Origin of the sequence: Plantactinospora sp. ZYX-F-223 (assembly GCF_039649625.1) — a bacterium.
GTDB lineage: Bacteria > Actinomycetota > Actinomycetes > Mycobacteriales > Micromonosporaceae > Plantactinospora.
This window is the reverse complement of the sequence record NZ_JBDJAV010000001.1, coordinates 222223-235210: the sequence shown is the minus strand read 5'-3', so window position 1 is coordinate 235210 and position 12988 is coordinate 222223. Positions and strand designations below refer to the sequence as shown.

The following is a 12988-nucleotide window of genomic DNA, read 5'->3' as shown; positions in this document are numbered from 1 at the left end:
GGCCGATGCTGGAGGAGGAGCGGAAGTACGACGTCGACCCGGAGTTCACCCTGCCCGACCTGTCCGCGGTCGTGCCGGACGGCGTACGGGTGGTGGAACTGCCCCCGGTGACGCTCACCGCGACCTACCTCGACACCACCGACCTGCGGCTGGCCCGGGCCGGGGTGTCGCTGCGGCACCGCAAGGGTGACGAGCTGCCCTGGACGGTCAAACTCCCGTCCGACAGTCCCGGCGTACGGCACGAGATCTCCCGGACGGGCCGGCCGAAGAGCGTTCCGGCCGACCTGGTGGCGCTGGTGACCGCGTACTCCCGGGGCGCGGAACTCAAGCCGGCGACGGTGGTCCGCACGGTGCGGCGGGCGTACGAGCTGCGCGACGGCGCCGACCGGACCCTGGCGGAACTCGCCGACGACGCGGTGCAGGTGCGCGACGGCAAGCAGGTCCGGTCGACGTTCCGCGAGATCGAGGTGGAGCGCAAGGACGGCGGACGGGACCTGCTCGACGCGGTGGGGTCGGCGCTGACCGCGGCCGGCGCCCGGACCGGTGACTTCACCCCGAAGCACGTCCGGGCACTCGGTGCGACGGCCGAGGCGGCGCCCGACCTGGTGCCCCCGGGCGAGCTGCCCGAGCGGCCCAGCGCCGGGGACGTGGTGGCGGCGGCGGTCCGCCGCAGCGTCGGCCGGCTGCTCGCACACGATCCGCTGGTCCGGTTGCGGGCGCCGGTCGGCGACGACGACACCGCCGTACACCAGATGCGGGTCGGCTGCCGACGGCTCCGCAGCGACCTGCGGACGTTCGGGCCGCTGGTCCGCACGGCGTGGGCCAAGCCGCTGCGGGACGAGCTGAAGTGGCTGGCGGGGGTGCTGGGGCAGGCCCGGGACGCCGAGGTGCTGCGGGCCCGGCTGTCCCGGACGGCCGCCGCCGACCCGCTCAGCCCGCTCGACCCGGCGGCGGTGGAGCGGATGGACGCGGTGCTGGTGGCCCGGCACGAAACGGCGCTGGCCGACGTCGACGAGGCGCTGGGCTCGGCGCGCTACCACGCCCTGGTCGAGGCGCTGGTCGACGCCACCCGGACGCCGCAACTGACCACCCGGGCCGACGGACCCGCCGACGAGGTGCTGCCCCGACTGGTCGCCCGCCCCTGGCACCGGCTGACCGACGGCGACGACGAGGTCGACGGCGCCGCCGACCTCGACCCGGCCGCCCCGGACGAGCGCTGGCACGCGGTACGGATCAACGGCAAGCGGGCCCGGTACGCCGTCGACGCCGTCGCCGGGGTGCTCGGCGGCGACGCGGCGAAGCTGGCCAGGGCGCTGGCGAAGGTGCAGGACGTGCTCGGCGAGCACCAGGACGCGGCGGTCGCCGCCGAGACCTGGCTGTCGATCGCGGCACAGGACCCGGCCGACCATGCGGTGGCGGTCACCGCCGGCCGGTTGGTGGAACGGGAGCGGGCCGCCGTCCGTACCGCCCGGGCGGCCTTCCCCGAGGCGTGGCGCCGGGCGAGCCGGGGACGCCGGACGGCATGGCTGGGGTGACACCGGTCCGCGCGGCGGGTGGCGTGGTCTGGCGCCACTGCGACGACGGTGTGCGGGTGTGCCTGGTGCACCGCCCCCGCTACGACGACTGGTCGCTGCCGAAGGGAAAGCTGGACCCGGGGGAACATCCGCTGACCGCCGCGGTGCGCGAGGTGGCCGAGGAGGCCGACGTACGCGGGGTGCCGGAGGTGCGGCTGCCCCCGGTGCACTACCGGATGCGCGACGGTGCGCCGAAGACGGTCGAGTTCTGGTCCATGCGGGCCGCCGGCGACGGCGGTTTCCAGCCGGAGACCGAGGTCGACGCCGTACGCTGGCTGCCGCTGGACGAGGCCACCCGGCTGGTCAGCTACCCGCACGACGTGCGGGTGCTTGAAGACTTCGCCGCCCTGCCACCGGTGACCGTGGTGCTGGGGCTGGTCCGGCACGCCCCGGCGGGCAAGCGGGGCACCTGGTCCGGGCCGGACACCGCCCGCCCGCTGGAGGGCGCCGGTCTGGCCCAGGCCCGGGAGCTGGCCGGACTGCTCGCGCTGCTCCGCCCGGTACGCCTGCGTTCGGCGGCGCCCCGGCGCTGCGTACAGACGCTGCAGCCCCTGGCCGAACTGCTCGACCGGCCGATCGAGGTGGATTCCGCGTACGACGAGCCGAAGCCGGGGCAGGACGGCGAGGAGAACGCCCTGGCCGCCGCCGGAGCCCTGCTCGAACTGGCCCGGGCCGGCGAACCGGCAGTGGTCTGTAGCCAGGGAAAGGTGATCCCGCAGGCGTTGGCCCGGCTGGCCGCCGCGTCCGCCGCACCGACCGACCCGACCGACCTGGTACTCCCGAGCGGCCCGGTCGCGCTTCCCCGGTCGGTGGAGGATTTCCGGACCAGGAAGGGCACCGGCTGGCTGCTCGCCTTCAGCGGCGACCGGCTGGTCGGGCTGAGCCGGCTAGACGGCGCGGACCGCCTCGCCGCCATCGCACCCTGACCGCCCTGCCCGGTTCGCCGCTCGCACATCCCTGCCCTGCCCTGCCCGGCCCTGCCCGGCCCTGCCCGGCCCTGCCGGGGCTGTCGGTCCAGGGGTACCCCGAAGGGTCCGGCTCGGGCTTTCAGGCCGCCCAGGGGCCACTGAGCGGCGTTAACGCCCTGCCGACATCGGGGGACGAGACCGCGCGGTCCGGGTTTTCCGTGCCGGACAACGTGAAAGGGCGCCCCCGGACGAGCCGGAGGCGCCCTGACGGTACCCGGATCAGCGCTTGGCGGCCTTCTTGGCCGGAGCCTTCTTGGCCGGAGCCTTCTTGGCCGTGGTGGCCTTCTTGGTCGCCGTGGCGCGGGTGGACGTGCTCTTGGCCGCCGTCGTCTTCTTCGCCGCCGTCGTCTTCTTGGCCGTGGTGGCCTTCTTGACGCCGGTGGCCTTCTTCGCCGGAGCCGTCTTCTTCGCCGCCGCCTTGGTGGCGGTCGTCTTGGCGGGTGCCGCCTTCTTGGTCGTCGTCTTCTTGGCAGTGGTCGACTTGGCCGTCGACGCCGCGCCGGCCTTCTTCGCCGCCACGGTGTTCTTCGGGGCCTTGCCGCTAGCCACCATCTCCTTGAACCCGGCGCCCGGCCGGAAGGCCGGAACCGATGTCTTCTTCACCTTCACCGATTCACCGGTACGAGGGTTGCGGGCTGTTCGAGCACCGCGCACGCGCTTTTCGAACACCCCGAACCCGGTGATGGCAACCCGATCGCCCTTGGTGACCGCCGCCTGGACCTCCGCGAGGACCGCGTCGAGCGCCGACGTCGCCGTCTTCCGGTCTCCCAGACGAGCGGCGAGAGCCTCGATGAGCTCGGCCTTGTTCACGACTTCCCTCCCAATGTGCAACTGGACTCAACGCGAGCCATTCTGCGCGCACGGTATGCCCTGTGCCACCGGGACACAAACATCTGCTCGAAAAAACCCATTGTGTCGCAACGGATTCACCCCCGCCGGGCGAACCGGCGGGGGCGAAAACGACTGTGCGGTCGGCGGTTCGGCCTATGCCACCACGGGCCGGAAGGGGGATCGCCGGCCCTCGTACGCGGTGATGTCCGCCTCATGCCGGAGGGTCAGTCCAATGTCGTCCAAGCCCTCCATCAGCCGCCAGCGGCTGAAGTCGTCCATCGGGAAGGACCAGGTGTCCTCCCCGGCCCGGACCTCCCGGGCGGTCAGGTCGACGGTGATCCGGACCGTCGGGTCGGACTCCACCAACTCCCACAACGCCTCGACGGCCTTCAATTCAAGCTCGACCGGAAGGAGCCCTTCCTTGAGCGCGTTCCCCCGGAAGATGTCCCCGAAGCGGGGGGCGATGACGGACCGGAACCCCCAGTCGCGCAGCGCCCACACGGCGTGCTCGCGGGAGGAGCCCGTGCCGAACTCGGGGCCGGCCACGAGAATCGACGCCCCAGAATATGAGGAATCGTTGAGTACGAATGCCGGATCCTCCCGCCAGGCGCTGAAGAGGCCGTCGGCGAAGCCCGTCCGGGTCACCCGCTTGAGGTACACGGCGGGGATGATCTGATCGGTATCCACGTTGGACCGGCGCAGCGGGACCGCCGTACCGGTGTGCACGGTGAACTTGTCCATGTCAGGTCAGCCCTTCACAGGTCGGCCGGGGCGGCCAGCCGGCCCACCACGGCAGTGGCGGCGGCGACCGGTGGCGAGACCAGGTGGGTACGCCCACCCCGGCCCTGCCGGCCCTCGAAGTTACGGTTGGAGGTCGAGGCCGAGCGCTGGCCCGGCTTGAGGGTGTCCGGGTTCATGCCCAGGCACATGGAGCAGCCGGCGAACCGCCACTCGGCACCCGCCTCGGTGAAGACCTGGTCCAGCCCCTCCTGCTCGGCCGCCTCGCGGACCGCTGCCGACCCGGGTACGACGAGCATCCGCACCCCGTCGGCCACCCGGTGTCCGCGCAGCACGTCGGCGGCGGCCCGGAGGTCCTCCAGCCGGCCGTTGGTGCAGGAGCCGACGAAGACCACGTCCACCGGTACGTCCCGGAGCGGGGTGCCGGGCTTGAGGTCCATGTATTCCAGGGCCCGCCGGGCGGCGGTCTGCTCGGCGTCGGTGACGAAGTCCTCCGGGTCCGGCACGGCCGCGTCCAGCGCGGTGCCCTGACCCGGGTTGGTGCCCCAGGTGACGAACGGGCTGATCCGGCTGGCGTCCAGCACCACCTCGCTGTCGAAGGTCGCGCCCGGGTCGGTCGGCAGGGTCCGCCAGTACTCGAGCGCCGCGTCCCAGTCCGCGCCCTGCGGGGCGTTCGGCCGCCCCAACAGATAGGCGAAGGTGGTCTCGTCCGGCGCGATCATCCCGGCCTTGGCGCCCCACTCGATGGACATGTTGGCGATGGTCATCCGGCCCTCCATGGAGAGCCTGCTGATCGCCTCGCCCCGGTACTCCACGATGTGACCGCGACCGCCGCCGGTGCCGACCTGGGCGATCAGCGCCAGCACCAGGTCCTTGGCGGTGACCCCGGGGGCCAGCTCGCCGATCACGGTCACCGCCATGGTCTTCGGGCGGATCTGCGGCAGGGTCTGGGTCGCCAGGACGTGTTCGACCTCACTGGTCCCGATCCCGAAGGCCAGCGCACCGAACGCCCCGTGGGTGGCCGTGTGTGAGTCGCCGCACACGATGGTCAGGCCCGGCTGGGTCAGCCCGAGCTGCGGCCCGATCACGTGCACGATGCCCTGGTTGTCGTCGCCGAGCGGATGCAACTTGAGGCCGAACTCGGCGCAGTTGCGGCGCAGCGTCTCGATCTGGGTCCGCGAGGTCGGGTCGGCGATGGTGAGCAGGTCACCGCGCCGGGACCGGAACGACGGGTCGTCGTAACCGGTCGGGGTGTTGTGGTCCTCGGTCGCGAGCGTGAGATCGGGCCGGCGCACCTTGCGATTCGCCATCCGCAACCCGTCGAAGGCCTGCGGGCTGGTCACCTCGTGCAGCAGGTGCAGGTCGATATAGAGCAGGTCCGGCTCACCGTCAGCGGATCGCACCACGTGAGCATCCCAGACCTTCTCGGCCAAGGTCCTGGGCGAGGACGGCTCTGGAGTGACTCCCACCATCTGGACATCCTAAATTCTGGGAGGTAGGTTTCGGCTTGTGGGACACAGTATGAGCGGTGTCGGCGTTCTCGACAAGGCGGTGGTCATCCTGGCCGCCTGCGTCGACGGCGCCAGCCTGGCCGAACTCGTCGATCGCACCAAGCTGCCCCGGGCCACGGCCCACCGCCTGGCCCAGGCCCTGGAGATCCACCGGATGCTGGTCCGGGACACCCAGGGACGCTGGCGCCCAGGGCCGCGTTTGGGCGAGTTGGCGAACGCCGCCCCCGACGTACTGCTGACCGCGGCCGAGCCGCTGCTCTCGGCGCTCCGGGACGCGACCGGCGAGAGCGCCCAGCTCTATCTGCGCCGGGCGGACGAGCGGATCTGCGTGGCCGCCGCCGAGCGGGCCAGCGGATTGCGCGACACGGTGCCGGTCGGCTCGGTGCTGCCGATGACCGCGGGTTCCGCCGCACAGATCCTGCTGGCTTGGGAACCGCCGGAGGCGGTCATGCCGCTGCTCCCCCGGTGCAAGTTCACCGGCCGCACCCTCGCCGAGGTGCGTCGCCGGGGCTGGGCGCAGAGCGTCGCCGAACGCGAAGCCGGAGTGGCGAGCGTCTCGTCGCCGATCCGGGACCGGACCGGTCGGGTGATCGCCGCGATCAGCATCTCCGGGCCGATCGAGCGGCTCGGCCGGCGACCCGGCGACCGGCACGCGATGGCCGTGGTCCGGGCCGGCCAACGGTTGAGCGGCCTGTAACCCGACTCCTGCCGGCGGCCGGGCGGTGAATGACCGGCGCGGGGCCGACTCAGCCCGCCGACTCACCCCGAGGCGGACTCACCCCGAGGCGGACTCAAGCCCGGAGTGGACTCTGCCCGGGGCCGCCTCCCGGGCGGCCTCCACGCGGCAGGCCGCCAGCCGACCGACACCCACCCGGCCGGCAACCCGACGCCGACGCCGGACGGGACTCCCGCCCGGCGGACTGTCGAGCTGCCCCGTCCGTGCACCCAGCTCGACAGTCCCGTCCGTGCACCCAGCTCGACAGTCCCGGCGGCGGTCGGCCAGCTCGGCCGAGGAGAGACCTCGCCGCCGACGCCAGGACGACTGCCGAGGGCATGTCGACTGATGGCCGGCGAGGAGGCACGGGAGTTCGCGGGCGTCGGGCGTCGGTAACGGGGGCGGAGCGGCGGGCGCGGAGCGCGCTGGATCGCGGGCCACCGGGGCGCGGGACCGGCGGCCGTCGGAGAACACCGGCATCCGTGCCCGTACCGGGCCGGAGCACCGGCACGCCAAGTGGTTCGTTTCGAGTACCAGGTCGGGCCGGGTGTGCCATGCTCGACATCGGGAACTGGCTGACGCCCCGCTCGGCCGGGGGAGATCCTCGACGCCGAGGGCATGTCGATGACGTGCCGAAGGCGCGCATTCCCGGGAGGCGTACGGACGTGGCGTACGGAACGGAAACGGCCCGCGCCACCGGAGTGACGCGGGCCGTCGGTCGTAGCCCCGACCGGATTCGAACCGGCGCTACCGCCTTGAGAGGGCGGCGTCCTAGGCCGCTAGACGACGGGGCCAGGACTTCCCGTTGTTGACCTTGCGATCAACGCTGCTGAACTCTACCAGAGACCAGCTACCGGCACCCTTTCGGGTTTCGGTGGCTGGGGTACCAGGACTCGAACCTAGACTAACTGAACCAGAATCAGTCGGGCTGCCAATTACCCCATACCCCATCGGTGCTCGTCGCACCGAAAGCGAACTTTACCGGACCCGGTGGTGCAGACCAAATCGGGTCGGTACCGGGCGACACCGTACCGCCGCCGCCCCCGCCGGACCTCAGTCGAGGGTCACCACCGGGTTCGACAGCTCGCCGATGCCGCCGACGCGGACCGTGACGGTATCCCCGTCGACGATCGGACTAACCCCCGCCGGTGTGCCGGTCAGCACCACGTCGCCCGGGAGCAGCGTCATCACGTGCGAGATATAGGACACCAGGGTCGGAACGTCGAAGACCATGTCCCTGGTCCGGCCGAGCTGGCGTACCTCCATCTCGTCCGCGCCCCGACCCACCTCGCAGCGGACCTCGACGTCGCTGACGTCGATCCCGGTGGAGATCCACGGGCCGAGCGGGCAGAACGAGTCGAAGCCCTTGGCCCGGGTCCACTGCCCGTCCGAGCGTTGCAGGTCCCGCGCGGTCACGTCGTTGGCGCAGGTGTAGCCGAAGACGGCCCGGGCGGCGGCGGCCCGGTCGGCCCGGCGCGCGCCGGGCGGCCCGATCACCACGGCCAGCTCGGCCTCGTGCTCGACCTGCTTGGACTGGGTCGGGAGCCGGATCGCGTCCCGGGGACCGATCACCGAGGTCGACGGCTTGAGAAAGAGCAGCGGCTCGGCCGGTACGTCGTTGCCGAGTTCGGCGGCGTGCTCGGCGTAGTTGCGTCCGACACACACCACCTTGCTCGGCAGGATGGGCGAGAGCAGCCGGACGTCGGCCAGCGCCCAGCGGGCGGTGGTGAACCGGATCTCGCCGAACGGATGGCCCTCGATCTCGGCCACGGTCAGGCCCTCGGGACCGGCCTCCGGGTCACCCTCGACCACGCCGAACGACATTCCCTTTGCATGAGCGAAACGAGCGATACGCACGCCGCCAATCTATCCCCACCGGGAGCTGGTGCCGGCGCCGCGTGCGGCGCGGCGGCACCATACCGCAGCAGGCCAGCCACTGGCGGCGGTTCGATCCTTCCCCGCCAGCCGGCCGCCCGTCCGGCTTAGCGTTCGGGGCGGGAGGAGACTTCGTGATGCCTGCATCGATCCGACTACGTGCGGTGGGGGCGGTGATCGCGGGTTGCCTGCTGGCCGCCACCGCGCCCGGCGCCCCCGTCCAGGCGGCCAACGCCCCTGCCAAGGCGACCCAGGCCCGAGCGGGCAACGCCCCTGCCAAGGCGACCCAGGCCCGAGCGGGCAACGCCCCGGCCAGGGCGGCCAACGCCCCGATCCGGCCGACCAGCCCGCTGATCACCCTCGCGATGAGCACGTCCGGCGATCCGGCGCCCCGCTACGAGATCCGGGTGCGCAACGGCACCGACGGCATGGTGAAGACGACGGTCCGGCAGGAACTGCCACCGGGCGCCACCCCGGCCATGATCAGCCAGGGCGGCGCGGCGAGCGCGCCCGGCACCATGCCGGGGCAGCTCGGTACCGAGGTTGTCTGGCAGGTCCAGCTCGGCGCCCGCAGCACTGCGTTGCTCAGCACCACCCTCGTACCGCCGGCCCGCGGGGCCGACGTCACCGCCCCGGCCTGCGCCTTCGTCGCGGGCGGCAACATGCCGTACGACTGCGCGACCGCGACCTGGAACCAGGCCCGGGCGGCCGCCGCCGGTCCCGGCTCGGACGACTCGGCGCAGGCGCAGGCGGCTGCCTCCCCGCCCTGGTGGCGCCGTGGCACCCTGCTGGGTACCGCGCTCGCGGTGCTGGTGCTGCTCGCCGCGGCCGGTGGTGCGCTCTGGTGGCGGCGACTACGCCGGCGCCGCGCCGCCAACCAGGTCAACACCACGCCTGGCGACGGTACCGACCGGCGGGCGGCCAAACGGGCCGCGAAGCGGGAAGCGGCGGAGCAGCGCGCCGCCGAGAAGCAGGCCGCAGCGGAGCAGCGCGCCGCCGAGAAGCAGGCCGCGGCGGCGGCCCGGCGGGTCCGCAGGTCCGGCAACCCGATCGCCCGGGCCCGGGCCCGGGTACGCGGGGACCACAAGATCCCGGTGCCGGAGAGCGTACGGCGGGCCACCGGCCACCCCCGGATCGGCGGCGCGGCGGAGCTGGCCGCCCCGGCGGAGCCCCCGGTGACCGGGAAGACCGGTGCGTCCGCTCACCGGTCCCAGCGCGAGGATCACCAGGCCGGAGGCGAGGATCACCAGACCTGGGCCCAGGATCACCAGATCCCGGGCGAGCAGGCGGGTGCGACCAGGGGCGGGGCTCCGCTGGAACAGCGGCGGCCGGTCGACGACGCGGTGGTGGACGGCGGCGGGCTGCTCCGGGACGGCGGGCTGGCCGCAGCCGACGAGCCGGGTGATGACGAGTCAGGTGGCCTGGTCGGCATCGCCGGCGGGGCCCGCTACGTCGGGCGGGCGCCGGTACCGCCCCGCACCGCCGCGCCGGCCGACGCCGAGGAGCCGGCCGAGGAGCCCGTACCGGAGCCGCCGGAGCCGACCGACGAGGAACTCGCCCCGGTGGTCGGCCGGGCCCGCCCCGCCCCGCATCCGGCCACCACCTACCGGCCGCCTCGACGGCGTCCCAGGCCGCCGGCGTGGGCCGCGGTCGGTTCCGCCGCCCTGCTGGCGGTGGCCCTGGCCGCGCTCACCGCGTGGACCGGGTCGAGCCAGGTGAGCGCGATCAACGGCAACCGGCAGCCGTCCAGCGGGGCGTGGGTGGGCAAGACCGTGGCCGGGCCGGTCGGTACGAGCCTGCGGGAGAGCGCCTTCGAGTTCACCGTCTACCGGCTGGTCTGCCCGCCGGCACCCGGCGGTTGCCAGGCGATCCTCGGGGTACGCAACCTGACCGACAAGAGCCAGCAGTGGCACGGCACGCTGCAGCGGGCGTACCTGCCCAACGGGGACTGGGTCGGTGCCGACGTGGCGGCGACGCAGATCGCCAACGCCGGGAAGGACCCGTTCGCCGAACCGGTACCGGCCGGCCAGCGCATGATCATGCCGCTGGTGTTCGCCTCGACCGGTGCGGTCGAACCGACCCGGATCGAGCTGCGCAGCGCCGTCTTCTCCGCCGGGGTCAGCGTCGACGTCCCGCACTAGGCAGACCCGCGCGGCGGGCGCCGTACCCTGGAGCGGTGACCGCCGCCCTCGCCCGTACCGTCGTGCTCGACGCGGCGCAGTGGCGTGCCCGGCGGGCGGCCCACGAGCGGCGGGTGGACGAGTGGCTGGTGCCGCACCTGGCCCGGCGGGGCAGCGGCACCCGGCATCCGGTGGAGGACTTCCTCTTCACCTACTACTCGCACCGGCCGGCGCAGCTTCGCCGCTGGCATCCCGGTGCCGGAGTGGTGCTCCGGGACGCCGACCCGGCCGAGTTCGGCCGGGACTACCGCGCCGGGGACGCGGGCCTCATTCTCGACACCGAGGCGGTACGCCGGCGCCGGGGCGACTCGGTGGACTGGATCCGCACCCTGCTGACCCGTACCGCCGGCCGGCCCGGCCAGTTCGGCTGCTTCGGGATGCACGAGTGGGCCATGGTCTACCGGCAGACCCAGGCGGAGGTACGGCACAACGCCTGGCCGCTGCGACTCTCGCCCGAGCAGACCGCCCGGGTGGTGGAGGGCAACCGGATCCGGTGCAGCCACTTCGACGCGTACCGGTTCTTCACCCCGCCGGCCCGACCGCTGAACCTGCTCGCCCCGAGCCGCGAGACGCAAGCCGACAACGAGCAGCCGGGCTGCCTGCACGCCAACATGGACCTCTACAAATGGGCCTACAAGCTCTCCCCCCTGGTGCCGGGCGAACTGGTCGCCGACGCGTTCGCGCTGGCCCGGGAGATCCGCACCCTGGACATGCGGGCCAGCCCGTACGACCTGGCCGCGCTCGGCTATCCGCCGGTCCGGGTGGAGACCCCCGAGGGCCGGGCCGAGTACGCCGCCGCCCAGCGCGGTTTCGCCGAGCGGGCCGCCCCGCTCCGGGCCCGGCTGCTCGCCGCACTGGCGGCGGCAGCCGAGCTCGGCTGACTGTGGGCCACGCCGACGGCGGCGGCCGCCAGCCGGCCCGGCGCCGATCGGGTCAGATGATTCCGCCGTTGGCCCGCAGCACCTGGCCGTTGACCCAGTGCCCGGCCGGGCTGGCCAGGAAGGCCACCGTCTCGGCGATGTCGTCGGGAGTGCCGAGCCGCTCCAGCGGTGCCTGGGCCGCGAGCTGGGCGATCCGCTGTTCGTTGTTGGCCCGCAGGAACAGGTCGGTGGCGGTCGGCCCGGGTGCGACGGCGTTGACGCTGACGTCCCGGCCGCGCATCTCCCGGGCCAGTACCAGGGTCATCGCCTCGACCGCGCCCTTGCTGGCGGCGTAGGCGCTGTAGTTGGGGAAGGCGAGGCCGACGACCGAGGAGGAGAAGTTGACCAGCGCGCCGCCGGGGCGGAGCCGGCGTACCGCCTGCTGGTCGACGACGAAGGTACCCCGGATGTTGGTCCGGTGCAGGTCGTCCAGGTCGGCCAGGTCGAGTTCGGCGAGCGGCGCCAGCGGCATCCGGCCGGCCGCGTGCACGACCACGTCGACGCCGCCGAAGGTCCGCTCGGCGGTGTCGAAGAGTGCGGCGACCGCGTGCTCGTCGGCCACGTCGGCCCGTACGGCGATCGCCCGGCCGCCGGCCGTCTCGACCTCCTTGACCGCGGCCTCGGCCTCGACCTGGTTGCCGGCGTAGCCGACCACGACGGCGAAGCCGTCGGCGGCGAGCCGGGTGACGACCCGGCGGCCGATGCCGCGGGAGCCGCCGGTGACCACAGCGGTACGACCGTTCGGGGTGGCGGGGATGGACGGGGTGGACACAGGGTTCTCCTTGCTGTTCTCGCGGTTTCGGGGTGCGCGGCGTCGCCGGCTGCGACGTCCGCCGGGTTTCGTCGTGCCGTCCTCCCGGCTCGGCCGGCCGGGTCAGCCGCCGGGGGTTCGGCGGGCGACCGGGTCAGGCGGTGGCCGGGCGGTCGGCCAGTCGGGTCAGCCACTCCAGCAGCAGGGCGGTCTCGGCCGGCGACAGTGGACTGTCCGGCAGTGCCGGCAGCAGCGCGCCGAGGTTCGCGGCGGCCACCGCGACGTTGCCACCGGGTCCGGTCGACTGCTCCGGCCCGCCGGAGGCGTCCGGGGTCACGATGGCGGTGACGATCGCCTCGCGTACCCGGGTCGCCACCTGGGTGACGTCGGGATAGATGGTCGGGCGGGTGATCAGCAGCAAGGCGACACCGGCGTTCGCCGGCATCACCATCTGGGCCGCCAACCGGGGACTGATCCGCAGCCGTCCGGCCGCGGCGCAGCGCTCCAGTACGCCGAGCAGCAGTTGGTGCGCCTCGGTCGCGGCGGCGGGCGGGGTGGAGAGCCCTGGGGAGTACATCAGTCGGTAGAAGTTCGGGTTCTCCAGCGCGAAGGCGACGTGGTTGTCCCAGCCGTCGCGGAGGTCGCGCACCGGGTCGTCCGAGGGGACCGCCGCCCGCTTGCCGGCCAGGTACTGCTCGAAACCGAAGTCGACCACGGCGGCGAGCAACCCCTCCTTGTCGCCGAACTGCCGGTAGAGCGCGGGTGCGCCCACCCCGGCGGCCTCGCAGACCGCCCGGGTCGAGACGTCCGCCTCCGGCGACCGGGCCAGCAACTCGGCCGCAGCGTGCAGTATCCGTGTTCTCGCGTCCACGTAAACGACGATAACACTTCGCGTAGCGCAGCTACAAAAGAAGTGTAATCGCCG

The 12988-nt window shown here is 73.3% G+C and carries 11 protein-coding genes and 2 tRNA genes; 5 read left to right on the top strand and 8 right to left on the bottom strand.

Annotation, left to right across the window (positions count from 1 at the left end; all coding sequences use genetic code 11):
* Window positions 1-5 precede the first annotated feature (5 nt).
* Window positions 6-1535 (top strand): CYTH and CHAD domain-containing protein, encoded by a 1530-nt coding sequence (locus tag AAH979_RS00910; protein WP_346256244.1) that lies wholly within the window; start codon window positions 6-8, stop codon window positions 1533-1535.
* Complete coding sequence (locus tag AAH979_RS00905; protein WP_346256243.1) at window positions 1523-2500, top strand: bifunctional NUDIX hydrolase/histidine phosphatase family protein; 978 nt, start codon at window positions 1523-1525, stop codon at window positions 2498-2500. The genes AAH979_RS00910 and AAH979_RS00905 overlap by 13 nt, the downstream gene beginning before the upstream one ends.
* Window positions 2501-2761: 261 nt before the next feature.
* Here the strand turns inward: AAH979_RS00905 and AAH979_RS00900 are convergent, their stop codons facing one another.
* The 3 genes from AAH979_RS00900 to leuC all read right to left on the bottom strand — a co-directional run bounded on the left by AAH979_RS00900 (window position 2762) and on the right by leuC (window position 5583).
* Complete coding sequence (locus tag AAH979_RS00900; protein ID WP_346256242.1) at window positions 2762-3352, bottom strand: HU family DNA-binding protein; 591 nt, start codon at window positions 3350-3352, stop codon at window positions 2762-2764.
* 174 nt (window positions 3353-3526) lie between these two features.
* The gene (leuD, locus tag AAH979_RS00895; RefSeq protein ID WP_318395435.1) at window positions 3527-4114 is read right to left on the bottom strand and encodes a 3-isopropylmalate dehydratase small subunit; all 588 of its coding nucleotides are present in this window, start codon (window positions 4112-4114) and stop codon (window positions 3527-3529) included.
* A gap of 14 nt (window positions 4115-4128) precedes the next feature.
* A complete protein-coding gene (leuC, locus tag AAH979_RS00890) occupies window positions 4129-5583 on the bottom strand; it encodes a 3-isopropylmalate dehydratase large subunit (protein WP_346256241.1) in 1455 nt (484 codons plus the stop codon).
* Window positions 5584-5632: 49 nt separating this feature from the next.
* Between leuC and AAH979_RS00885 the strand changes: the two genes are divergently transcribed.
* Window positions 5633-6319, top strand: coding sequence for an IclR family transcriptional regulator (locus AAH979_RS00885; RefSeq protein WP_101370253.1), 687 nt, complete (start codon window positions 5633-5635; stop codon window positions 6317-6319).
* A gap of 739 nt (window positions 6320-7058) precedes the next feature.
* On the opposite strand, the gene AAH979_RS00880 is transcribed toward AAH979_RS00885, so the two are convergent.
* From AAH979_RS00880 to AAH979_RS00870, 3 genes are all read right to left on the bottom strand, one after another.
* Window positions 7059-7131: transfer RNA gene (locus AAH979_RS00880), tRNA-Glu, on the bottom strand.
* Between the two features lie 81 nt (window positions 7132-7212).
* Window positions 7213-7287, bottom strand: a tRNA-Gln gene (locus AAH979_RS00875).
* Between the two features lie 103 nt (window positions 7288-7390).
* The gene (locus tag AAH979_RS00870) at window positions 7391-8194 is read right to left on the bottom strand and encodes a fumarylacetoacetate hydrolase family protein (protein WP_346256240.1); all 804 of its coding nucleotides are present in this window, start codon (window positions 8192-8194) and stop codon (window positions 7391-7393) included.
* A 155-nt stretch (window positions 8195-8349) separates the two neighbouring features.
* Between AAH979_RS00870 and AAH979_RS00865 the strand changes: the two genes are divergently transcribed.
* Together AAH979_RS00865 and AAH979_RS00860 are read left to right on the top strand one after the other, a co-directional pair.
* Window positions 8350-10353, top strand: a complete 2004-nt coding sequence (locus AAH979_RS00865) for a hypothetical protein (protein WP_346256239.1) — start codon at window positions 8350-8352, stop codon at window positions 10351-10353.
* A 35-nt stretch (window positions 10354-10388) separates the two neighbouring features.
* Window positions 10389-11273: a 3-methyladenine DNA glycosylase gene (locus tag AAH979_RS00860; protein WP_346256238.1), complete on the top strand. Its 885-nt coding sequence runs from the start codon at window positions 10389-10391 to the stop codon at window positions 11271-11273.
* Window positions 11274-11325: 52 nt separating this feature from the next.
* Here AAH979_RS00860 and AAH979_RS00855 read toward each other — a convergent pair whose 3' ends face one another.
* Together AAH979_RS00855 and AAH979_RS00850 are read right to left on the bottom strand one after the other, a co-directional pair.
* A complete protein-coding gene (locus tag AAH979_RS00855; protein WP_346256237.1) occupies window positions 11326-12084 on the bottom strand; it encodes an SDR family oxidoreductase in 759 nt (252 codons plus the stop codon).
* A gap of 133 nt (window positions 12085-12217) precedes the next feature.
* Entirely contained in the window at window positions 12218-12934 is a 717-nt protein-coding gene (locus AAH979_RS00850; RefSeq protein ID WP_346256236.1) for a TetR/AcrR family transcriptional regulator, read from the bottom strand.
* Between the last annotated feature and the right edge of the window lie 54 nt (window positions 12935-12988).